This is a genomic window from Mycetohabitans endofungorum (assembly GCF_037477895.1).
Taxonomy (GTDB): domain Bacteria; phylum Pseudomonadota; class Gammaproteobacteria; order Burkholderiales; family Burkholderiaceae; genus Mycetohabitans.
The window spans coordinates 1-22,936 of record NZ_CP132744.1 but is presented as its reverse complement, the minus strand read 5'-3'; the positions used below and the strand labels follow the sequence as shown (position 1 = coordinate 22,936).

The 22,936-nt window shown below is 54.3% G+C and carries 16 protein-coding genes; 8 read left to right on the top strand and 8 right to left on the bottom strand.

Features of this window, described 5'->3' with window-relative positions:
• Positions 1-100: 100 nt before the first annotated feature.
• From RA167_RS00085 to RA167_RS00075, 3 genes are all read left to right on the top strand, one after another.
• Entirely contained in the window at positions 101-1,873 is a 1,773-nt protein-coding gene (locus RA167_RS00085; RefSeq protein ID WP_139337026.1) for a hypothetical protein, read from the top strand.
• Between the two features lie 89 nt (positions 1,874-1,962).
• On the top strand, positions 1,963-3,702 hold the full coding sequence (locus RA167_RS00080) for a methyltransferase regulatory domain-containing protein (protein ID WP_139337025.1): 1,740 nt from the start codon (positions 1,963-1,965) through the stop codon (positions 3,700-3,702).
• A 13-nt stretch (positions 3,703-3,715) separates the two neighbouring features.
• Positions 3,716-6,064 carry a contractile injection system tape measure protein gene (locus RA167_RS00075; protein ID WP_076785786.1) on the top strand — a complete coding sequence of 783 codons (2,349 nt, stop codon included), beginning with the start codon at positions 3,716-3,718 and terminating at the stop codon, positions 6,062-6,064.
• A 56-nt stretch (positions 6,065-6,120) separates the two neighbouring features.
• On the opposite strand, the gene RA167_RS00070 is transcribed toward RA167_RS00075, so the two are convergent.
• From RA167_RS00070 to RA167_RS00055, 4 genes are all read right to left on the bottom strand, one after another.
• Positions 6,121-6,825, bottom strand: coding sequence for a hypothetical protein (locus RA167_RS00070; protein WP_286132986.1), 705 nt, complete (start codon positions 6,823-6,825; stop codon positions 6,121-6,123).
• Between the two features lie 115 nt (positions 6,826-6,940).
• Positions 6,941-7,711: a hypothetical protein gene (locus RA167_RS00065; protein WP_076785785.1), complete on the bottom strand. Its 771-nt coding sequence runs from the start codon at positions 7,709-7,711 to the stop codon at positions 6,941-6,943.
• 41 nt (positions 7,712-7,752) lie between these two features.
• Positions 7,753-9,156, bottom strand: a complete 1,404-nt coding sequence (locus tag RA167_RS00060) for a hypothetical protein (RefSeq protein WP_076785784.1) — start codon at positions 9,154-9,156, stop codon at positions 7,753-7,755.
• A 124-nt stretch (positions 9,157-9,280) separates the two neighbouring features.
• Entirely contained in the window at positions 9,281-10,024 is a 744-nt protein-coding gene (locus RA167_RS00055; RefSeq protein WP_139337410.1) for a hypothetical protein, read from the bottom strand.
• Between the two features lie 718 nt (positions 10,025-10,742).
• Between RA167_RS00055 and RA167_RS00050 the strand changes: the two genes are divergently transcribed.
• The 4 genes from RA167_RS00050 (at position 10,743) to RA167_RS00035 (ending at position 15,505) form a co-directional block, all read left to right on the top strand.
• Positions 10,743-10,898, top strand: a complete 156-nt coding sequence (locus tag RA167_RS00050; protein ID WP_175972418.1) for a contractile injection system tape measure protein — start codon at positions 10,743-10,745, stop codon at positions 10,896-10,898.
• Positions 10,895-13,081: an ATP-binding protein gene (locus RA167_RS00045; protein WP_255710646.1), complete on the top strand. Its 2,187-nt coding sequence runs from the start codon at positions 10,895-10,897 to the stop codon at positions 13,079-13,081. Before RA167_RS00050 ends, RA167_RS00045 begins: the two co-directional genes overlap by 4 nt.
• Before the next feature lie 109 nt (positions 13,082-13,190).
• Positions 13,191-14,072 (top strand): DUF4255 domain-containing protein, encoded by an 882-nt coding sequence (locus RA167_RS00040; protein WP_237574183.1) that lies wholly within the window; start codon positions 13,191-13,193, stop codon positions 14,070-14,072.
• 332 nt (positions 14,073-14,404) lie between these two features.
• Positions 14,405-15,505: a hypothetical protein gene (locus tag RA167_RS00035; protein ID WP_139337024.1), complete on the top strand. Its 1,101-nt coding sequence runs from the start codon at positions 14,405-14,407 to the stop codon at positions 15,503-15,505.
• 236 nt (positions 15,506-15,741) lie between these two features.
• Here the strand turns inward: RA167_RS00035 and RA167_RS00025 are convergent, their stop codons facing one another.
• Entirely contained in the window at positions 15,742-16,005 is a 264-nt protein-coding gene (locus RA167_RS00025) for a type II toxin-antitoxin system RelB/DinJ family antitoxin (RefSeq protein ID WP_076785779.1), read from the bottom strand.
• Positions 16,006-16,173: 168 nt separating this feature from the next.
• Here RA167_RS00025 and RA167_RS00020 point away from each other — a divergent pair, with 168 nt between their 5' ends.
• Positions 16,174-17,100, top strand: coding sequence for a DUF6216 family protein (locus tag RA167_RS00020; RefSeq protein WP_139337023.1), 927 nt, complete (start codon positions 16,174-16,176; stop codon positions 17,098-17,100).
• A 162-nt stretch (positions 17,101-17,262) separates the two neighbouring features.
• Here the strand turns inward: RA167_RS00020 and gyrB are convergent, their stop codons facing one another.
• The 3 genes from gyrB to dnaA form a co-directional block, all read right to left on the bottom strand.
• A complete protein-coding gene (gene gyrB, locus RA167_RS00015; protein WP_076785777.1) occupies positions 17,263-19,746 on the bottom strand; it encodes a DNA topoisomerase (ATP-hydrolyzing) subunit B in 2,484 nt (827 codons plus the stop codon).
• 99 nt (positions 19,747-19,845) lie between these two features.
• Positions 19,846-20,952, bottom strand: a complete 1,107-nt coding sequence (gene dnaN, locus RA167_RS00010) for a DNA polymerase III subunit beta (RefSeq protein WP_076785776.1) — start codon at positions 20,950-20,952, stop codon at positions 19,846-19,848.
• Between the two features lie 391 nt (positions 20,953-21,343).
• Complete coding sequence (gene dnaA / locus RA167_RS00005) at positions 21,344-22,897, bottom strand: chromosomal replication initiator protein DnaA (RefSeq protein ID WP_217697090.1); 1,554 nt, start codon at positions 22,895-22,897, stop codon at positions 21,344-21,346.
• Positions 22,898-22,936 lie beyond the last annotated feature (39 nt).

Genomic DNA, 22,936 nt, shown 5'->3' with positions numbered 1-22,936 from the left:
GGGCGATTCGACGAAAGTTGATGAAAGCGTTAAGTTTAGATAACGGAGTAATTTCTTCGTATCAACGTGGAATCAGCGGGACTCGATCGAATATTGAGTAATGGAATCAAATAAAGATCCCGATACGAAAAAAAATGTCGATGAAGGGGGTTCCTCTACAGAGGGTCCCTGGTCGCTGTCAAAGCTGAAATCGTGCTTTGAAGCCAAACATGTTCCACGACAGGAGCACTTCGAAGCTATTTTGGATGGATTGTCAAAATGTTTTAAGGCTGTTGGTATCGATTCAGAGGGAAAGCCAGAGTTGCCTGCGAATGGGTTGTATTTGAATAAATTACCCAACAATAACTATCAATTATCTGTGTACCTGGATGAAAAACGGTCAATGACCAGCGAGACGGGTAGTGTGGCTGTCAAGGTGGACAAAGATCGAGGAATCGGTTCGGATAGTAACGGTTTAAAATGTATTTTTAGTAACGAGTTGAAAGGCGAAGAAAATGAAAATGGTGTGACAACGCTTGCACTGCAGGCGGGCTATGGGATTGAGGTCACAAAGGGTGGTGAAGGTGGTAAGGGTAAAAAAGTCAAACTGAAAATTAAGAACAAAGATGCATTAGCCTTAGATAAACAAGAAGGTCTGGGATTGAAGTGCAAGGAGAACAGTGGATTCAAGATCGACTCTACCTTGCAGCTCGATATACTTAAGGGAAAGGGGCTAGTCATCCCGGATGAGGGGAGTAATCAAAACGAATTGAGTGTCCAGCTTGATAAGATAAGGGGCGTAGAATTTAATAACGGGTTAAGCTTGAAACTCGATGCCGAGAGTCATTTTGAAAGCCTTTCAGAAGGGCTTTGTTTAAAGCAAGGTGATATATTTTCGAAGGAAGTTTTTGAGGGTCTCGGAAAAGAGTCGTTGAAAAAAATATACAATTTACTTCGTTCTGTTTTTGATGAAAATGGTGTGCCGTTTGGACCTGAAATTAAAGATTTTGTACGGGCTGATGCAGCCTGCAGTCGTTACGATAACTATCGCTCGAATAGCGGGTGGTTTTCTGTTTTGGCTATTAATGAAAATGACGAAAATAAATCATCAATGTTTTTGGATCGGGAGGGGAGAAAGGATATTGAAGGGAAGGTTGGGGGTTCAGTTGTTATTATTGGCAATAAATTGGTTGCCATTGGTGTATGCGAAGAAGAATCTGAAATTCACTGTATAGATGTAAGTACTACACGTTATAGGGATGAAATATTTCAACTTGAACCAAAATCTGGTCCTAAAATTTATTTTAGTGGGCCGCTATGCTTTAGTTCGGATGGAGATCGAATAATCTTGTTGGGTGGCGATAAGGAAAATGTCAATGTATATTATTTTAGTGATGAGGGCGGTGATGAGGGCGGTGACGATGAAGGCGATGGTAGCGTAAAGAAAAAATACGAAAAAAGTAACGATTTTTTCCCTAATGATGCTCTTCCTTTCCATGTTGCTCCAACCTGTGTAACGTTGAGTGGAAACGGAAAATTTGCAGCGGTGGGGGACGAAGAAAAAATATATTTTTTCAAAGAGTCGGGTGAAAAGAATTGGACTAAAGAGCACGAATGTGAGTTGCCTCATTCTGCGCTAGCCATCGGTGAAAATGGAGATTATTTCGCCGCAATAGAGGAAGATGTCATTGGGGTTTATCGAATTAAACGGGAAAATCCCTCTGCTCTTTCTATTGATAAAGTGCAAACGCTTGATTATTCCGCACGGTCCATCTCGATGAAAGTAATTGAAAACTCGGAAGGGCAAAAAGAACAGTATCTTGTTGCAATCAAATCATCCAATAATGAGGCCCCCTTTTTAGGGATGGTATTTAAAGGCTCAGTTATCGTGTGACATCACAGTTTGATGATTGCGTCGCGCGCCTGAAAGGGAGCCTGTATGAGCTGGCTAAATGGCAGGTTGTCTCACATCTCGGAAAGTTTATGTTAGAAACTCAACTACAAACTGATGAAGCCGTTCAAGACACCGTGGCAACAGCGCTTGCGCCCTTTGTCTCGACGTATGACCGTTTGCCGTACACTTCGTATCCGTTCGAGCAGACACACCCAGGAGCACTGGCTGCGCTCGCGGGACTGTTCGGACTTACCGCGCCGCCAGTGCATACCGCGCGGATTCTGGAGCTGGGTTGCGCGGCTGGCGGAAATCTGATTCCGCTCGCCGCTGAATTTCCTGAGTCGGTGTGCGTGGGTATCGATCTGTCGCCGGTCCAAATTGAGGATGGGCAACAACGCATTGCCTACTCGGGTTTGCGCAATGTGCGCCTCGAATGTCGCGACTTGCTCGAGCTTCCTGGCACATTAGGCCTATTCGATTACATTATTTGTCACGGTGTCTACAGCTGGGTGCCGCCTGCGGTGCGTGCGGCGATTATGCAAATCTGCCAACAGCATCTGGCCCCCGACGGAATCGCGCACGTTAGTTATAACGTGCTGCCGGGTTGGCGGCAGCGGCAGGCGATTCGGGATGCGTTGTTGTGGCACATTTCAGCGGATGCGGAGCCCGCTCAGCAGCTCGAGCAGTTGCGAGCAATGCTGAGCTTTTTACGAACGCATGCATCGCCCGATTCGATGTATGGTTCGGCAGTATGTGCCATCATCGACGATTTGATGCAGCGCTCAGATCCGTATTTGATGCATGAATATCTGGCCGCAACCAACGCACCGTGCCTATTCAGCGAATTCGTGCAGGCGGCTAAAGGGCTGGTGTTTCTGTGCGAGGCGCGCTTAACCACCATGCTGCCGGAGTTGAGCGCTCCCGAGCGGGCAGCCGCAATCCGCGCGTGGACGGGCGACCGGTTACTGGCGAACGAGCAGGTGAATGATCTCGTCTCGGGCCGCCCGTTTCGCGAAAGCTTGCTCGTGCATGATCATCAGACGATTGATCGCACATTGCGGGCTATGCATATAGATAAGCTGCACGTCGTTTTGTGTGGGTCTTACCGGTTCGAGTTGGAGAATGACGCTTGGGTGTTGCATGCTCCTCAAGGTCAATACCGGACATCCGATCCCTTTGTGCAGGCGGCTTTGAATACGCTTATCTTACGGTATCCGGCTTCGAGTACGTTGGATGAACTGAGCGTGGCTGCGGTGGGATCTGGCATTTCAGAGCCCGTTCGAGCGACAATACGTGACGCGTTGTTTTACCTCGTGGTGGGCGGGCTCGCGATCGCGCGCACGGAACCGGTGTGCGCACAACCCGCGAGCACACTGGAATGCGCGGTGCTGGAGGATAAACTGGACGTGACATTTTGCTGTGCCAGTGTGCTGGCGCGCAGCGATGCTGCGGCCGGCGCGCGGGCCACGGCGAACCTGCTTCACCGGCCTGTGCAGCTTACAGCCATTGATAACCTTCTGTTACCTCGCTTGACGGGGGACATGTCGATCGCTGCGCTACTCACAGCACTGTCGGGTGCCGTGACCGAAGGGCTGCTGAAGTTTGCTGAGCACGGTGATGTGTCGCTGCGCGAGCTGCTCATTGCACGTTTGCGGCATTATGCGCGGGCGGCATTGCTGGTTGCACAGGCAAAGGACGAACCAGGCGGTAACCGGCAGGATGCCGAGCACGACCAGGTGCAAGCGATGACCTTATCAGGGGAGGTGTCAAGCACAGCCGGGCAATCGATTAATAAAGCGATTGCCTCCTTCAGTTCGCCAAAAAATTGACTGGAGAGCAGCCGTGTCCAAGATTGACCGACTGCGCTTATCGTTCAAGGCTGAGCAGTTTGATGGCCACGCGTTGCTGCGTGAATGCAGCCAGTTGTTTCACCAGCGTGTGCTGGCTGATCTCGATCAGCTCATCCATCGTTTAGCAACGCGAACCTCCCGTCCCAGACTCATCAAACGTCTGGTGATTGATCTGGGTGTGTTGGATGCGTCCGGCTGGAAAGAGCAATGGCGAACGCGTTTGCTGCAGCGATTGGAGCAGGCGCTTATCGAGGAATTGGCACGTGCTGAGCAAAACAGGGCTAATGAGGATTCGATGACACCGCATGATGAGTCCGAGGCTTGGATGCACTGGCTGCACACGGGCGTTGGGACAGCGTCAGCTGCACCGTCTCTTTCCGCGATGAATATGCAGGCACATCCGGCGATGCCGGCAGCACCTGTGACGCAGCTCACCGAGAGCGCTATGCGCACTGTACGAACCCGGCTGCAACAATGGTTGCAAATGAACCCGGTATTGCGCTCAGCAGTGCGTCGCCGGTTGGCGCAGCTGTGTGCGATACCGGCGTTACAAGATATCTGGGCTGCCTATGAGGCTCAGCATCCCGAACAGGCTAAGCTAGATAGCTTAACCCGTGCGGCACAAGGCATTCCACTCACCCCATATTCCCCGGACGCTATTGCAGAGTCCATTCGGCCGGCTTCGGACGCAGTGTCCGCGCAACAAGATGCCATCTGGCCAGACGCATCTGAGCACGCACCGGATATGCCTTATCGGATGAACCCCGCGATCGTGCCAAACGAACTAGCTGGCTTGAGCGCTGGTTTTGGGCTGCTCTGGCCGCTGTTGCCGGGCGTGCTTCGTGCGCTTGAACGCAATAAACCGGCGGCGGATACTGATGATGCATTGCTGTGGACTGCGTTGGAGTCTTTTCAGTCACATCCGGCAATGCCGACAACCTCCGCAATGCAGGTCACCGAGAAGGCCATACATACCGCACGAACCCGTCTGCAACAATGGCTACAAGCGAACCCGGTGTTGCGCCCAGCAGTGCGTCACCGGTTGGCGCAGCTGTGTGCGATACCAGCGCTAAAAGATATCTGGACTGCCTACGAGGCTCAGCACCCCAAACCGGCTAAAGCAGATAGTCTAGCCCGTGCGGCGCAAGACATTCCATTCGCCACACGTCTGCCGGACGCTATTGCAAAGTCCAATCGGACGGCTCCGGAGGCAGTGCCCGCGCAACAAGATGCCATCTGGCCAGACGCATCTGAGCACGCACCGGATATGCCTTATCGGATGAACCCCGCGATCGTGCCAAACGAACTAGCTGGCTTGAGCGCTGGTTTTGGGTTGCTCTGGCCGCTGTTGCCGGGCGTGCTTCGTGCGCTTGAACGCAATAAACCGGCGGCGGATACTGATGATGCATTGCTGTGGACTGCGTTGGAGTCTTTTCAGTCATATCCGGTAATGCCAACGTCCTCCGCAATGCAGGTCACCGAGAAGGCCATACATACCGCACGAACCCGTCTGCAACAATGGCTACAAGCGAACCCGGTGTTGCGCCCAGCGGTGCGTCACCGGTTGGCGCAGCTGTGTGCGATACCAGCGCTAAAAGATATCTGGGCTGCCTACGAGGCTCAGCACCCCGAACCGGCTAAAGCGGATAGCCTAGCCCGTGCGGCGCAAGACATTTCATCCGCCACACGTTTACCGGATGCTATCGCAGGTTCCAATCGGCCAGCTCCAGAGGCGGTGTCCGCACAACGTACCGTTCGGCCAGATGCACCCGTGCTACCAGATACTCCTGATCGTATAAACAGAAGCCGTGACCGGAACGCCGCGTTCATACCGTCCGAGTTTGCCGTCTTAAGCGCGGGTCTCGTACTGCTGTGGCCGATGTTGCCAGGCTTGTTTCGCACGCTTGCGCTACTCGATGATGCCAATCACTTTATCGATGCCAGCGCACCGTTGATTGCTGCGGGTTGGCTTGATGAACTGGCTTGGGGCGATGACACGGTTGCCGAGTGGCGTACACCGGTTAATAAACTACTGTGCGGTGTGGCACTGGACGCTATGTTACCCGATTGGCAGCCTGACCCAACGGTGAGGGCGCAACTGAACGGTTGGCTCGCGGCGTTGCCATCTCGCCTGCCAGGGTTGCACCGCTGCAGTGTGACTGATGTGCGGCAATTGTTTCTGCAACGTCCCGGCATGCTGACGCGTCAGCCCAATAAGCGCTGGACGCTGCAGGTTGAACCGCATGCGGCTGACGTGCTGTTACACATGATTCCGTGGCCACTCGAGCAGGTGTGGTTGCCATGGTGTAACGATTTGTTATGCGTGGAGTGGCGAAGATGAAGAGTAAGTGTTTACCACACTCGTCTTGCTGAAGATGAGCAGGTAGACACTACGGACTACCCGCCCCCTTCCCACTTAAAGGTGGTACTGGCGGCGAGCGTGGTTTGCAAGGGATTTTGCTCGTCATACCCGCTTTTGAAGTAGCCGAGCGTATATTCGATGCCATTCTCAACGTTCTGACCTTCAGGGAGGGCAAACACACCGTTTCCCTTGTTGGTGTGGATTGGCACCGGCGAGAAACATCGAGGTCTTTTGTAGTAAAGCTCAGACACTGTAGAACCTTCCCACAGTCCGATCCAATCGTTGTCGTCCTTTGGATTCATCCCTCTTGGCACGCAGAGCCAGTACGACAAAGATGCCGGTCCGATCTGAGTTACCGAAAACGATAGGCTATCCGTAGGGGAGGATACCGTGAATCGACCGTCGCCCACACCTTCGATGAGCAGCGTGGCGACAATAGCCCTAACGTTGTCATTTACCGCGTAGGCCATTAAGTACGGCTCTTTACTCAACGAAAGCCCCATGAAGTTGGTCGAGGCGTTAGGTTCGTTGCGACTGATGGACTGCGATCTGAAAGGCGTGATTTTGACGAGAACATCCTCTCCCTTCGTTTGCCAGAGATAGACGGTATTTTTGTTAGTCTTCGGCTGGTTCCCTTGCAGTGTGTCATAGCGCAAGGGGATGATTCTCGGCTTGATGTCCTCCGCTTCGACAGTGAACTGAGTGATCGAAGTTGCTTGGGAGGAGGGCTCGTCCATCATTTTTCCCTCTTAGTTTGAGAAAAAGGACCGCATACTTTTGACTGACCTGGCGCCGCTGAACTCAGGCGCGGGCGTCCGCCGGGGTCCCTTCATCCGCCTGGATGCCGCCCGGCGTTTATGGGCCAGTAAAGATGGTAACGGCGGCTAGCGTGGTTTGCAAGGGGTCTTCCTTACTTCCCTCTTCTTGATTGTTCTTCTTAACTTCTTCTTTAACGCTTCCTTCTTTATCGACTTTCTTATCTTTCTTATACCCGGTCTTGAAGTAACCGAGGATGTATTCGATGCCGCTCATGAGGTTTTGGCCTTCAGGCAGCGTTAGTCCACCGTATCCGCTGTTGATGTCACTTAACACAGGCGAGGAGAATAGGGGTTTTTTGTAGTAGAGTTCCGACACCGTAGAACCCTCCCACAGTCCAACCCAATCGCCATCGTCCTTCGGACTCATTCCTCTCGGCACGCAAAAGTAATAGCACAATGATGTCGAGCCGATCTGGGCCACCGAGAATGCCAGCTTATCTTCTGGGAGGGATACGTTAAACCGGCCGTCACCCACACCCGTGATGAGTAGCGTGGTCACAACGGCGTTCACATTATTCGCTACCGCGTAGGCCATCAAATACGAATCTTTAGCCAGCGAAAGCTCGTCAAAGTTGGTGAAGTTATCGGCCCGATTAGAATCGATGAGCATTGATTTTCGCTGCGGGTCTTCATGGAAGGGGATTTCTTCCCCGTTCGTTTGCCAAAGGTAGACGATATTCTTGTTTGCCTTCGGCTGATTCCCAGGCAGCGTGTCATAACGAAAGGGTATGATGGTCGACTTGATGTCTTCCGACTCGACAGTGATTGAAGTGAGCTGAGATTGGAACCTACCTGGGCTTATTATCATATTGCCTCCTAGTTAAGGTCTACCCGGATGCTGCTTGGCGTTTAGGGGCCCTTGAAGCGGACAATGGCGGCAAGCGTGGTCCGCGCGGGTTCATTTGGTTTGTTTTGATCGTATCCGCTCTTGAAGTAGCCGAGCATGTAGCTTTTGCTGCTCACGAATTGTTGGCCGTCAGGAAGGGTCAAACTATCGTCCCCGTGGCTGTCGTCTTTTGATATCGGCTGCAAGCCAATGGGCTTTTGCGTATTATCGTAGAGTTTCGACACCGTAGTACCCTCCCACACCCCGACCCAATCTCCACTGGCTTTCGCGCTCGTCCCCGCCGGTGTACGGAAGCTGTACGACACCATTGTCGTATTAACATGGGTCACCTTCAACGAAAGTGCCTCGTCGCTGGGCGCCGGAATGATCTTGTAGTTCTTGCTGTCCTCTTGGTATTCTAGGCGCTGGGTGGTTACAATAGCATTGACTGTTGGGCCCACAGCGTAGGCGATCAAGTAATTCGCCTGTTTTAATTCAACGTTAAAGTTTTGAAAATCTTTGGCTGAGTCGGAGGTGATTGAATGCTTTTTGTCCGTCGTTGAGGGGACCGTCCAACCTTCTGTCTGCCAGAGGTAGACGGTATTTTGGTATGTCTTCGGCTGGTTCCCGTCCAGCGTTTCATAGCGAAAGCCAATTTTGGTCGCGTCGATGTTACATGGATCGACACTGAACCAGGTGAGGCTAGGCTTTGGGGGGCCCTTGAAGGAGGTAACGGCAGCGAGCGTGGTCCGCAAGGGTGTTTGCGTATTGTACCCGCTCTTGAAGTAGCCGAGCATATAGTTAACGCCGATTTCGAATTGCCGGGCATGGGGAAGGGTAAAAATACAGTTGTCCTCATTGCTGTCGTCGACTTCTATCGGCAAAAAGTGAATAGGCTCGTGTATATTGTCGTAGAGGTCCGACACCTTGGGGGCCTTCCACACTCCGATCCAATCCCCATCGTCCTTCGCGTTCGTCCCACTCGGCATGCGAAAGCTGTATGACACTGTTGTCGGATTAACATCGGTCATCTTAAACGAGAGTGCTTCCTCCTCGGGTGGTGTGATGACCTTGTATTTGCCGCCGCCTAAGGGCTCTAGGCGCTGCGTGGTCACAACGGCATCCTTTTCCTCGTCCACCGCGTAGGCAATTAAATAATTCGCAAGAGTCAACTCAACTTCAAAGATTTGAGAGGAGCTGTGACTGTCGTCTTTAATTAAAGGCTCTTTTATTAGATTCGGGCTCGATGGAGGAACCTCCCAACCGTCTACCTGCCACAGGTAGACAGTATTTTTGTATGTTTTTGGCTGGTTTCCTTCTAGAGTGTCATAGCAAATGGGAATGTTTGTTGCGGTGATATTTTCCTCATCGACATTAAACTCGGTAAGAAAAGAGGGATTGGTGAGAAGCTTAGTTGGCGACACCATCACTTTTCTCCTATTTTGATTTTTTATTTAAAAAATATATTTTTAATTTGCCCCTGGCAGCTGAGCTTAGGGGCAAAAGAGAGGGCGCCCGGGTACCTTTATCTGCCCGGGCGCTGCTCAGTGCTTAGGGACCCTTGAATTTGATAATAGCGGCGAGCGTAGTCCGCTTGGAATCTTCTGGCTTTGTTCGATTGTACCCACTCTTGAAGTAGCCGAGCATGTAGCTGGAGCCACTCACGAATTGCTGGCCATTAGAAAGGACCAACGGAACGGTCCCGGAGGGCTCATCAATTGTTACATTCTTGGAAGTAATGGGCGCTCGCGTTTCGTCGTAGAGGTACGATCCCGTAGACCCCTTCCATACTCCGACCCAATCCCCAGCACCTTCCGCGCCATACCCGGTCGGTATGCGGAAGCGGTACGTTACCGTTGTTCTAGTGATATTGGTCGTCTCAAACAAGAACGCTTCATCCGCTTCCGGCGTAATTACCTTGTATTTACCCCCGCCTTGGGTCTCTAAGCGACATGTGGTCGCAACAGCCTTCGGGTCGTTGCCTACCGCGTAGCCTAACAAGTAATTCGCGTCAGTTAGTCCAACATCAGTAAAGGTTATAGGGCCACTGGCATGGTCGGAGTCGATTGGAAACGTATTGTCAGGCGATCCGTTGACTTCCCAACCATCTGTTTGCCACACAAAAAATTTGTTGTCGTAGGTGTTTGGTTGGTTTCCCTCCAAAGTATTATAGTGAATGGGAATGTTGCTTGAGTTGAGGTTTTCTTCATCGACCACAAACCTGGTGAGGACCGCTGAATCAGTGAGAAGTCTAGCTAAAAACATCATTTTTCCCCTATTTTGCGTTTTTGGCAAAGTGGTTGGCTACTTCTTATTAGGACCACGACGCTTTCTCAACTTCCTGCTTCTTCCCATCCATTGAGAATGGTGCCGCTAAAAGACCGCATACGTCTGACTTGTCCGATGCAGCTGAACTCGTCATCGATGAGGTGACTGTCCCGCCAGCTTGAGTTCCCTGGCCAACCAACAGCGAACTCACACTCACTTTAGTCTATGTTCAAAAATAGTCAATGACTAAATTGCCCCGGACGTTGTGGAGGCTCGTACTCTTGAGAGAATGGAGCCATGAACAACAGGCCAAACAAGTTCCACCGGAAGTCCGAGCGCGCGCAGTGCGCCTGGTGAGTAGGTAGTGGCTACCGGTGCCATGCCGTACAGTTTTACGATCCGTCAAAACTCTGCGCCCGTGCGAAACGCGACGAGATCCTGCAACCGGAAACAAACTGTCCCCTGATACATTCATTGTTGCAATGTTGATGCATTCAATGCAATCCACGTCTTTTGCGGTGGAATTTTATCTTTTTTATTCATAATTCCATTTCGTTCCCTTCACAATACAATGTGACAAAGCTATTTCGTTAGCCTAAATGTAAGGCCAAATAGTGTTGTGAGATTTGCAAGAAACGTGCATATTGACGTGTGAGGACTGCAAATCCTGAAAGGCGTAGACGGGTCCGAGGACACCGGTGAGCGAGGGAGATTGATTCCGCCAAGCGCTGCGCGAGCTGTTCCTATGCGCCCGGGCACGCTGCAGCAAGAAGACGGCAGGCTGCAGTTTAGCGTCGAGCGCGTGGCGATCGACATACTACTCAATGAAGTGCCGTGGCCGCTCACGCAAGTATCGCTGCCGTGGCTGCTGGCCCCAATCAGCGTGATGTGGCTTCAATGAAAACTCTCTCGACTGACGTGTTAGACGCCCTTGCATCGGGCGCTGGGCAACCCGATACGGTTGATTGGGCCAATGCGCCGCCTGCGAATGCAGGCGTGGCCCATGCGTTCGAGGCGCTGGGGCCATGGCTCGAATACGTCGACCAGGCGCTGCAGCACCTGCTGGTGTGGCAGCACCAACGCGAAGACGACCGCTTTAACATAGCGGAGTTGCTGCACACGCAGGAGGCGCTTGAAGCCACACGCACGCAACCGCGCGGCATGCCGCATTGGAGTGCAGCGAGCGGCGACGCTCCCCCGTGGACAACGCTGTGCGCACCCGTGCCGCACGGCCGGCTCGCCAGCGTTATCGACCGATTCGGGCTGACGCATTTTGAAACCCAGGTGCTGGTGCTGTGCTTATTGCCGCTCCTCGAGCCACGCTACCGCGCATTGATTGCTTATTTGCAAGGTGATGAAGGCGCGAGTTGGCCTGGCGTGGAGCTGGCGTTGACGCTATTTAGCGCCACGCCGGTGGAGCGTATCGCACACCGCCACCAGCTTTACTCGAGCGCAGGCAGCCTGTTGCTTAATGAGCTTGTGCATACGGCCGAGCGCAATGGCCGCGCATGCGCGCGCGACGATGCAGCCTACCTGCGCGTGAACGAGACCGTGTTTCGCTATCTCAGTGGGGCGGACGCGATGTCGCTACCCATGGCACTGACGGAACTCGCGCAATGGCATCCAACCTCACATGCTGGCGAGGCGCTGCGTCATGGCGCGTGGGCCGCGTGCGCGGAGCAGATTGCGACGTTCTGTTTCGGGACCGGATCACGCGCCATGCCCACTCCGTTACTACTGCTGCAAGGGGGCAATGGCAGCCAGGCACTTATCGCGCAGCTAGCCAGCGAGGCAGGCCGCCCAACTTTGATCGTCAATCTGCGGGCGTTGCCAGACGATGCGACGGATGCCTGGCCGCTGCTACTGGCGGCGCTGCGTGAGGCGCGCTTGCACGGTGGCATACTGGTATTACAGCACGTCACCGAAGGCCTATCTCGGCACAGACCGCTCCTCGAGGCACTGGAGCCACGACTGGCGCGGCATGGTCAACCCATCGTGTGCCTATTGTCTACGCAGGAAACAGCAGAGGCGTTCGCAAGCCTGCCGAAGCTGCGCCTGACGATGCCGCCGCGCATGCACGAGGATAACGTGCGGTTGCTGCAAGCTGGCCTGGGGACTAGCAGTGATGGGTGGGATCTGGCAGGCTTGCTTAAGCGCACACGGGTGAATCCGGACACCTTGACTTCAACGCTGCAGGAGGCGCAAGGCTATCGGGCACTGCGTGGGGCGCAAGCGCCGCTTGCAGAAGCCGACCTGTGCCAAGCGCTGCGCGTGCGGGGCCAGCAACACTTTGGGCAACTCGCACAGCGCATGCAGCCGCAGCGCACCCTCGACGACCTGATCGTGAACGAGCACCTACGTGAGCAGCTGCACGAGATTCTCGCGGCCATCCGGCAGCGCGACGCGGTGCTGACGCGCGGGTTCGCTCGCAAAGTAGGCTATGGCACTGGCATCAGCGCATTGTTCTATGGCGAATCGGGCACGGGCAAGTCGATGGCCGCAGAGGTACTCGCTGGGGAGTTAGGGCTGGATTTGATCCGAGTGGACCTGTCGACGGTAGTCAACAAGTATGTCGGCGAGACAGAAAAGAATCTGTCGCAGATCTTTGATCTAGCGGTGGCGGACACGGGCGTATTGTTGTTCGACGAGGCGGATGCGCTGTTTGGCAAGCGCAGTGAGGTAAAGGACGCGCAAGACCGGCATGCGAACATTGAAGTGTCGTACTTGTTGCAACGGCTGGAACAGTACCCCGGGCTGGTGGTGCTGACGACGAACAATCGTGCGCACTTGGATGATGCGTTCACACGCCGCTTAACGTTTATTACGCGTTTCGAGACACCCAATGCCGTATTGCGTGAACGCATGTGGCGGGCGATCTGGCCGGAGCAGGTGGCGGTGGATCAGGAAGTGGATTTTGCGCGGTTCTCGGCGGCCACGGAGTTAACGGGAGCGGGCATCCGGAACGTGGCGTTGCTGGCGAGCTGGCTTGCTGCCGAGGAGGACCGAGCGGTAAGTTGGGTTGATATCGCTCGCGCGGTGCGCCGCGAGCTGAGCAAGACGGGGAGGATTATGCCGCAGCTTTAAGTAAAGGCCTTTGCCAATGCAAGGCGGGGGCTGATGAAAACGTCAACTTTAAATGACGGATGCGGTCATCGCAGACTAAATCATGGATAGGGGCGAGGAGTCAGAAAGTATGCAGCCGATCATCACTTTGAATAAAGCGATTGCACTTTCATTGGAAAAATACTTGTCGCGGATCAGCGATGTGCCAATCGATATTCGTTTTGATATTCCGGACAAAACATTGCTACCGGATATGCCAACTGTTTGCGTGTTCCTCTATGACATTCAAGAAGACCTTGAGCTACGCCAAGGGCAATCACGTCAGTATTGTGCAAAGACAGGGACATTTGATGCTAGACAAGTCAACGTGCGTTGTTGTTATCTTGTAACGTATTGGGAGCAACCGAAGAAAGAGGGGATGAAGCCAGACGGTCAACCGATGATAGTAATGAATGCGGTGCTCGATGCACTGCTCAGTGCTGAGCTGGGTACGCTGCTTCGTGACGCAGGTCTGCCGTCATTTGCGCGGGTGATCGCACCATTGGAGCATTTATCGAGTTTGGGGAATTTTTGGCAATCGTTGGGCGATCGGCCACGCCTGTGTCTGAATTTTCAAGTGACGATACCAATTAAAATAGTTCCTGACCAGCCTGTAAAAGCGCCACCCGTGCTTAGTACGGAACTTGAATCGTCAAAATGGGAACAGTATGATAAATCGTTGCCCTTCAAGCGCGCGCTGGTTAAACAAGTTCTGCAGAAGTCCGACGTCAACACAATGCCTGAGGTACGAGCACAGCTCGCACGTTTGGCCATAACATGTGAGTACAAAGAGCCCGATCAGCCTGCGGTTCACGTAAGCGGCCTACTTGACCAAGCGACAAATAATGCAGTAGAAGAAGTGATTAAAGAGTATAACAACCGTTGGAATGAGATAGATGAGGATCTGCCTAATTCTCTATTGGTGATTACTGATTTGACTGTAGTGAACGCTCCCGCTCACGATGCCGATTGATGAATGAAAGCTGACTTGCGTGTCCGCAGTGCCATGAATTTTAAGTATGGGAAAGAGGCTGATGGTGGATTGAGGATTGGCTTGGCTGTGACAGCAGCATAGATGTCGCAATGATATGCCAATTCAAGCTGATATTCTCGCGTAGACGATTTTGAATTTGATGTGTTAAATACGCAAACCTAGCATTGATTGGTTGCCTATAAATAATGTGGTGCCGTTAAGCTTGACGCACTGGTGCAAGCGGGCCAACGTCATCAAAAGTTCGAGTCTGAAACGGGTGATCATTGGCACATTAAAGTTATGAATAAATACAGCTATTCATGAGGTGCACAATGCCAAAGACAAGTTCGTATGATATCCAATCCAAAAAACAAAAGAGAAATCAAGGTGAGCTTGCTACGCCAGACCAGGACGCGATGGACTTACAAGTTATGCCGCTCAGCCGGCGTAACCTGGACCCGGAAAATCCGGATCGACTACCCGAGAATCTGCCACCCTTAGATCACGCAGACCTACCGCCTCAAACACGGTTAACCCAGCTCAACATGCTGGGTTCACACGATGCAGGCACCTATTTGTTTAGTAAAGAAAAAGCGCAAGGCGGCTTTGCGTTGGGAAAAACATTTCCGGGCCCTTTTAAGTGTCAATCCCTGGATTTGGTGGGACAAGCTGAAGCGGGTATCCACTATTTTGATTTGCGAGTAGAACGTGATAAAAGCAATATTTACCGATTTTTTCATAACTTTAGCTCGACAGGCGGGGATGCACTGGAAGAGGTCAAAAAGTTGCTTAGGTATGCGGCCGGAGATGAAAGAAATTTATATATAATGAAGTTGCATTTCAAAAAGAGAGATGCGAGGCACTTCATTCGTCAATTATCAGATTTCGAGCAACGTATTATTCAAAATAACGCATCAGGTTCAGAAAAGCCTCTTGGGAGTTTGACCATTGATAATACGATTGGCCAAAACAGAAATATTTTGCTGCTAGTCAAAAATGCGGAGGGTAGTATTATGGAGGGGTCTTTAAAGAAATATTTCTGGGACTATGATAAAAATACCAATACAAAATGGGCCGATCAGGCCAGTGGCTCAGGAACGGGATCTCATATTCTAAATTTTCATGGTGATCGTAGAGGCGACAGGGAAAATAAATTCAACATTATACAAACAAATATGCCAATGAGGGCTAATCCTATTTCAAAGGATTTTAATTATTTCCTTGGTTTAATGAAATTATTTAGCGTTAAAAATCTGGCTGCGGATCAAAAAGAGCAGGTTACCAATTTTGTTCGTCACCTTGTTTTGCGAGGTGTCAGTCCGGGCATTATTTCGATGGATTACGCGGGAAAGGATGATAGATCTGATACGCGTTTATATAGACAATTGGTTGATGATGAAAATCGTAAATTAACTAACGCCAACAATGCATAATTAAAACTTAACTGGTGAAATATTTGTTGGGTTAGTCTACTGTATTCGCTGATCGAAACCTGAAAGGCAAATCGCGTCGAATCGTATGGCTATCTCATCGCGCTGTTCAGGCCTCTACCACTGGCAAACACTGCCGACGATTACTAGGCCCTGTTGCCGTGACGGCTCTTCGCCTCAACGCACTGACGTATGGCAGACCACCCAGATTAAACCATGTCGTCTACTGAAAGCTTACCTTAATCCTGCGCATGCATGTCTCCCATTAGCGCCTCAACACTATTGAAGCGCTTGAGGTTACCTGCACGTGCCTCACGCATAGCCGCGATAGTCGTTTCATTCGGCACCAGCGGCTCAAATGGAAGGGTTTTTTCGTGGGCGACGCGGGTCAGCATGATGCGGAAAGCGTCGGATACCGTAAGGCCCGTCGCCGCCAGTATGATCGATGCCTCTTCTTTGATACGCTTGTCGATGCGGGCGGGAACAACCGCGTTTGCAGACATGGTGGGGTTTTCTAGCCTATGGGCTACATTATGGCCCATCTATCTGGAATGCGTACCTCGTTCATTGCCTAAACGTCATGACATCCCGCGGATTAGGCGCTTGCATGTGCAGGTTCCTGTCCTCATCGCCGTTCGCTAGACCCATCAAAGCATCCAGGAATCGACAACGTGGAATCCCTTTCAACATTTGTCCAAAGTCCAGCCCTTTCACCACTATCTATCATCTTCGGCGGGCTGATTATGGTCGGCTTATTTTGGTGGCGTGCCGGCTCAATTCACATCGTGCTGGACCGGCTCTGGCGGCTGGTTGCCGGCAAGGCCGACGTGCATGACCCAGTACTGAAAGCGCTCTTGCTTGAAAGCCGCGACATTGAAAAATTTAAATATACCTACCGGTTGAAGGTAGAGACTATGGCTGCAATCCACAGGCTCGACAAATGGAGAAGAACACATGAAATCAGCATGTCTCGGCTTCAAAAAATGCGCTTTTGGATTGATACCACTTCGCACGAGATGGTGCGCCAGCCACCCAGGCACTATGTTTTGATCCATTTAGCGTGGGCTTGCTTGGCACTGTTCCCAATATCCGGGATCAGTCAACTCGTCGGGTCGGGCGACGCTTACCTTCAAACGCGTACGTCCAAAGTGTTGTTCAAGACCGACGCTGTCACGGTCAAGGCACCGCTGGGAGGTTGGTCCTTCGATTCGGCAAAATGCGTGGCCGACAAAGCTGGCCTCGCGCAATTGACCGGCTTCAATGCCTCCGAGATCGACGCAATTTGCAATGCTCTGAAAGACGATAGTTTGAAAGCGCTGGTCAAACAAACCCTGAAAGAGCAAGCATGGGTCGCAATTGCTGTCGTCCTGGTTGCCGTCGTCGTAGCCCTGAGCAATATCTTGGCTGCGCGTGCAGCAAAAGAAGCCCTGCGTCTGAGAAAGCAGCTGTATCCATCCAGTAAAGGTGACGGCAAGGAGGAGGGCCAGGCAGTGCAGCCTGGATCACCAAAGTCCAAATCTTCGCGTTTTAAGAGCCGAATGAAGGCTGTGCCGGATGGCGTGGATGTCGCTCACCCATCCGAACCGCACGGCCAGTGAAGTTCGCCTTCAAGGTTGCCGGGCCGATATCGAACTAAGCAAACGGCGGGTACTCGTTGTCGGTCGATCCGACCGCCTGGTGTCGTCCGGCGGCACGCGGTTGTTCCGGCTCATACTCTTGTCGTTGGCCGACGCGCGGCGCAAACAGATCTACAGCAGGCCTCAAACATCAATATTCCCCGCCCGCAACGCGTTGCTCTCGATAAACGCCCGTCGCGGCTCGACCTCGTCGCCCATCAACGTTGTGAAGATCCCATCGGCGGCAATCGCATCCTCGATCTGCACTCGCAGCAAACGACGCACGGCCGGGTCCATCGTGGTTTCCCACAGCTGTTCCGGGTTCATTTCGCCGAGCCCCTTGTAGCGCTGCTTTGACACGTTGCGCTCCGCATCCGCGAGCAGCCACTTCATTGCGTTCTTGAAGTCTGTCACGGCCATTGTTCGGTCGCCACGCTTGATCATCGCGCCGGCGCCGATCAGCCCCTTGAACGTATGCGCGGTATTCGTCAATTGCTGGAAGTCCGCAGTCAGTAGGAACTCTTCGTCGATAACTGAGACTTTAATATTGCCGTGATGCCGTCGCTCGATGCGCAGCGAACGCAATTCGCGCACGGCGTCATATTGCGGCAACACCGATACGTCCGGCTTGAGCGCGTTATCACGCAGCTTGTCCTCCAGGGCTTGCGCGGATTGCCGCGTCGCGTCCTCGGATGTCAGGTCGATGGGCACGCCGTCCATGACCGCTTCGAGCGAAGCCTCGTCATAGAGCTTGCTGAGCCGGTCCACTACCGCTTGCGCAAGCAGATACGAGCGAGCAAGCTCGCCCAGCGCGTCGCCGACGATCGGCGCTACGCCTTCCGACGGCACCAGCTCCGCGCCATGTAACGCCAGCTTCAGCATGTGCTGGTTCAACTCGTGCTGGTCCTTCAAGTAGCGCTCGTCCTTGCCGGCCTTCAGCTTGAACAGCGGCGGTTGCGCAATGTAGACATATCCGCGTTCGATCATCTCGGGCATCTGCCGATAGAAGAATGTCAGCAGCAGCGTACGGATGTGTGCGCCGTCCACGTCCGCATCGGTCATGATGATGATGCGGTGGTAGCGCAGCTTCTCAAGGTTGTAGTCGTCCTTGCCGATGCCGCAACCGAGAGCGGTAATCAATGTGACGATCTGGTCGGACGACAGCAGTTTGTCGTACCGCGCTTTCTCGACGTTCAACACCTTGCCGCGCAGCGGTAGGATCGCCTGGAACTTACGGTCGCGTCCCTGCTTCGCGGACCCCCCCGCGGAGTCCCCCTCGACGATGTAGATTTCCGATTTCGCCGGGTCTTTTTCCTGGCAATCGGCCAGTTTGCCGGGCAGCCCGACGCCATCTAACACCCCCTTACGGCGCGTCATCTCGCGCGCCTTGCGCGCTGCGTCGCGCGCCCGCGCGGCATCGACGATCTTGCCGCAGATGACCTTCGCATCGTTTGGTGTCTCGAGTAGGTATTCCTCGAGCGCCTTCGCCACGACCTCCTCGACCGGCGCGCGCACTTCCGACGACACCAGTTTGTCCTTCGTCTGCGAGCTGAACTTGGGCTCCGGCACCTTGACGCTGAGTACGCATGACAGCCCTTCGCGCATGTCGTCGCCAGTCGTCTCGATCTTCGCCTTCTTCGCGATCTCGGTGTCGATGATGTACTTGTTGATCACGCGCGTCATCGCCGCGCGCAGTCCGGTCAGGTGTGTGCCGCCGTCCCGCTGTGGAATGTTGTTCGTGAAGCACAGCACGTTTTCGTTGAAGCTGTCGTTCCACTGCATCGCGACCTCGACGCCGACGCCGTCTTTTTCGCCGACGACATGGAAGATGTTCTGGTGCAAGGTCTGCTTGGTCTTGTTGATGTATTCGACGAAACCCTTCACGCCACCCGCAAATGCGAAATCGTCTTCCTTGCCGGTGCGCTGGTCGGTCAGTCGGATCCGTACGCCATTGTTCAGGAACGACAACTCGCGCATGCGCTTGGCGAGGATGTCGTAGTGGTACTCAACCGTGCCAAAGATCGTGTCGTCGGCCAGAAAGTGCACTTCGGTGCCGCGATTCTCGGTGTCCCCAATGATCACCATGGGCGAGACTGGTTCACCGTCGCGTTGCTCGAGCACGCGGTTCTGCACGACGCCGCGATGAAATTCCAGGAAGTGCTTCTTGCCGCCACGGCGCACGGTGAGCCGCAGCCACTTGGAGAGTGCATTGACGCAAGACACGCCGACACCGTGCAACCCGCCGGACACCTTGTAGCTGTTCTGGTCGAACTTGCCGCCGGCGTGTAGCTCGGTCATCACGATTTCGGCAGCGCTGCGCTTCGGTTCGTGCTTATCGTCGCGCTTGATGTCGGTCGGGATCCCTCGGCCGTTGTCGGTCACGGAGATCGAGTTGTCCGCGTGGATAACCACATGGATGTCATTGCAGTGTCCGGCGAGTGCCTCGTCAATCGAGTTGTCGAGTACTTCGAATACGAGATGGTGCAGACCGGTGCCGTCGGAGGTGTCCCCGATATACATGCCTGGACGCTTGCGTACAGCTTCGAGACCTTCGAGGATCTGGATCGACGACTCGCCATAGCTGTTATCCGCGTTCGAATTCGCTTGCAGATTGTGCTGTTCAGTCATGAATTTCTTCCGGTTCTGCGTACTGCTTAAACACCCAATAAACATCAAAGGGGCCGGGATAGTTCCCTAGGCCCCTTGGTCATCGCTCTAATCTGCGGGTCATATCCGCATTGGCATCACCACGTATTTGAATTGTTCATTCTCGGGGATCGTAATCAACGAGCTCGATGTCGCATCGCTACCCAACGCGACCTGGATCATGTCGACTTTCAGGTTCGCAAGCACGTCCAGCAAATACGTGACGTTGAAGCCCACGTCCAGCGTATCGCCTTGGTATGCGATTTCTAGCTCTTCCTGCGCTTCTTCCTGATCGGCATTGGTCGACATGATTTTCAGCTGGCCAGGCGCGACGATGCACCGCACGCCCTTGAACTTGTCCGACGTCAGGATCGCCGCCCGTTGCAACGAATGCTGCAATTCGTCACGACCGATCATGAACGTGTTCTTGTAGCCCTTCGGGATCACGCGCTGAAAGTCCGGGAACTTGCCCTCGACGAGTTTGGACACCAATTCCACCTGGCCGAACGTGAATTTCACCTGTGTGGACGCGATGTCGATCTTTAGCGGGTCGTCGATGTCTTCCAGCAGCCGCTGTAGCTCGAGGATCGTCTTACGCGGGATGATCACTTCCTGGCGCGCGAATGCGCCGTCCGTCTTCATCGACGAGAACGCGAGGCGGTGGCCGTCGGTTGCCACGGCCATCAACTGATCACCGTCGACCACCAGCAGCATGCCGTTTAAATAATAGCGGATGTCCTGCTGCGCCATCGCGAAGTGGACCATCCCGAGCAATTGCTTGAACGTCTTTTGTGGCACCGACAGGCTCGCGCTAAAGTCCTTTGCCTGCGCCAGCGTCGGGAACTCGTCGGCCGCCAGCGTTTGCAGTGCGAACCGGCTCTTACCGGACTGAACGGTCAGCCGTTTGTCGGACAACGTCAGCGTGACGTCGCCGATCGGCATCGCGCGCAGGATGTCGACGAGCTTGCGCGCAGCCACCGTCGTGGCCACCTGCTCGTTGCCGATGCCGAAGTCGGCACGCGTGGTGATCTGCAATTCGAGGTCGGTGGACAGAAACGACACGTCCGGGCCGTTTTTGGAGATCAGCAGATTGGCGAGGATTGGCAGCGTATGGCGGCGTTCGACAATACCACTGACCGTCTGCAACGGACGCAGCAGGGTGTCTCGTTCGGTCTTGACCAATTGCATAGAATTCCTTCGTTGATATGACGGCTCATCCGCCCCACCTCGCCATTGCCGTGCGCAACGCCTGGTGCGGGGCGGCCCCCGTGCCCCGCACCGCAGGGCATGTAGCGGTCGATCAAACAGGCGTTTGAACAAGGCGTTGCGCCCGGCTGTCGGCCCGCCGGCCATAAACCCGTATTGTGCCTGAAAAACGCTCAGATTTGCCCGATTCATAGGGGGTGATCATGCAGTTTTCCAGGCGGTGCCTGTGGCGGTGTAGGGGTCCTGCTGTACGGCACCCCGGTAGGGCGCCGCCGGCGACACATGGCGGGTGAGACCGACGGTGGCCGGCACCGCGACGCGGCACCGTGGCGCATCGTGGGCCGCTGGCACGGATCGCCGCGGCAGTTATTCCTTATCCCTTGAGGGTTTGCTCGAGTACGTGCAACTCGTGGTTTAACTGCGCATCCTTGCCGCGCTCGTCGGAGATCTTGCGCACCGCGTGCAGCACGGTGGTATGGTCGCGACCGCCAAACAGTTCGCCGATTTCAGGCAGGCTCTTCTGCGTGAGTTCCTTGGCCAGGTACATGGCGATCTGGCGCGGCCGCGCAATGTTGGCCGGGCGCTTCTTCGAGTACATGTCGGCGACCTTGATGTTATAGAAGTCGGCGACGGTCTTCTGGATGTTCTCGACCGAGATCTGGCGGTTCTGCACCGTCAACAGATCCTTGAGCGCCTCCTTGGTCAGCTCAATCGTGATTTCGCGTCCGTGGAATTTCGAGTACGCGAGAATCTTGCGCAATGCGCCTTCAAGCTCGCGCACGTTCGAGCGCAGGTGTTTCGCGACGAAGAACGCGACATCCTCGTTCAGCACGACACCCTCGGACTGCGCCTTGCGCATTAAGATCGCGACGCGCATCTCTAGCTCGGGCGGCTCGATCGCCACCGTCAGGCCGGAGTCAAAGCGCGAGATCAATCGGTCATCGATGCCGGAGATCTCCTTCGGGTAGGTATCGCTGGTGATGATCACTTGCGCCTTGTTCGCGACCAGCGCCTCGAACGCGTAGAAGAATTCTTCCTGCGTGCGCGACTTGCCGGAGAAGAACTGGATGTCGTCGATCAACAGCAGGTCCAGCGAATGGTAGTAGCGCTTGAACTCGTCGAACGCCTTGCGCTGGTACGCCTTGACGACATCGGACACGTACTGCTCCGCATGGATGTAGCGGATGCGCGCATTGGCCTTGTCCTGCAGCAGTTGGTTGCCGATCGCGTGGATCAAGTGCGTTTTGCCCAGCCCGACGCCGCCGTACAGGAACAGCGGGTTGTACGATACGCCGGGGTTGTCGGCGACCTGGATCGCCGCGGCGCGCGCAAGTTGGTTCGCCTTGCCGGTGACGAAGTTTTCGAACGTGAGGACCGGATTGAGTTTGGAGCGCTCGTACGCGGAATCGGCCTCGGGCGACGGCGCGGGTGCCCCGGCGCGGAAGTTGCGCCGTGCCGCCGCGGCTTCGTTCGCGTCCAGGTTCGGCAAGTCCAGTTCCGCGTTGCCGTCCGCGGTCGCGGCGCTGGTCGTGCTGAGCGCTTGAGCCATCGTCGGGTGAGGCGGTGAACCATTGGCCAGCGCGGCGGCCGATGTGCCCGAGGCCGCGGCAATGACCGCGTCCACGGCGTTGGCGAGCGGACTGCCGCTGGCGCGCCGCGCCGGCGATGCCTTCATGCCGGCTTTCGGATCGAGGACGAACTGAACGTGCACCGGATGCTGCCAAAAGTCCCGCGCCAGGTCAGTGATGCGCCCGGAGAATTGGCTTTTCACCCAGTCGAGCTTGAAGCGGTTCGGTGCGGCAATGCGCACTGTGTTGGCTTCAGCGTCGAAGTCGACCAGCGAGAGCGGTTTGATCCACGTCACGTACTGCTGAGGCGTCAGTTCACGTGCCAGCAGTGTCGAGCAGTGTTGCCAGAAATCGTTCATGTGGTCTGTTGTGGTGTCGCGACGTCGTATCGGCCGCAT

Bases quoted from the DNA above. Each gene is read 5' to 3' on its own strand.
- RA167_RS00085 (WP_139337026.1), top strand. From the start codon at position 101: ATGGAATCAAATAAAGATCCCGATACGAAAAAAAATGTCGATGAAGGG.
- RA167_RS00080 (WP_139337025.1), top strand. From the start codon at position 1,963: ATGTTAGAAACTCAACTACAAACTGATGAAGCCGTTCAAGACACCGTG.
- RA167_RS00070 (WP_286132986.1), bottom strand. From the start codon at position 6,825: ATGATGGACGAGCCCTCCTCCCAAGCAACTTCGATCACTCAGTTCACT.
- RA167_RS00065 (WP_076785785.1), bottom strand. From the start codon at position 7,711: ATGATAATAAGCCCAGGTAGGTTCCAATCTCAGCTCACTTCAATCACT.
- RA167_RS00060 (WP_076785784.1), bottom strand. From the start codon at position 9,156: ATGGTGTCGCCAACTAAGCTTCTCACCAATCCCTCTTTTCTTACCGAG.
- RA167_RS00050 (WP_175972418.1), top strand. From the start codon at position 10,743: ATGCGCCCGGGCACGCTGCAGCAAGAAGACGGCAGGCTGCAGTTTAGC.
- RA167_RS00045 (WP_255710646.1), top strand. From the start codon at position 10,895: ATGAAAACTCTCTCGACTGACGTGTTAGACGCCCTTGCATCGGGCGCT.
- RA167_RS00040 (WP_237574183.1), top strand. From the start codon at position 13,191: ATGCAGCCGATCATCACTTTGAATAAAGCGATTGCACTTTCATTGGAA.
- RA167_RS00035 (WP_139337024.1), top strand. From the start codon at position 14,405: ATGCCAAAGACAAGTTCGTATGATATCCAATCCAAAAAACAAAAGAGA.
- RA167_RS00025 (WP_076785779.1), bottom strand. From the start codon at position 16,005: ATGTCTGCAAACGCGGTTGTTCCCGCCCGCATCGACAAGCGTATCAAA.
- gyrB (WP_076785777.1), bottom strand. From the start codon at position 19,746: ATGACTGAACAGCACAATCTGCAAGCGAATTCGAACGCGGATAACAGC.
- dnaN (WP_076785776.1), bottom strand. From the start codon at position 20,952: ATGCAATTGGTCAAGACCGAACGAGACACCCTGCTGCGTCCGTTGCAG.
- dnaA (WP_217697090.1), bottom strand. From the start codon at position 22,897: ATGAACGATTTCTGGCAACACTGCTCGACACTGCTGGCACGTGAACTG.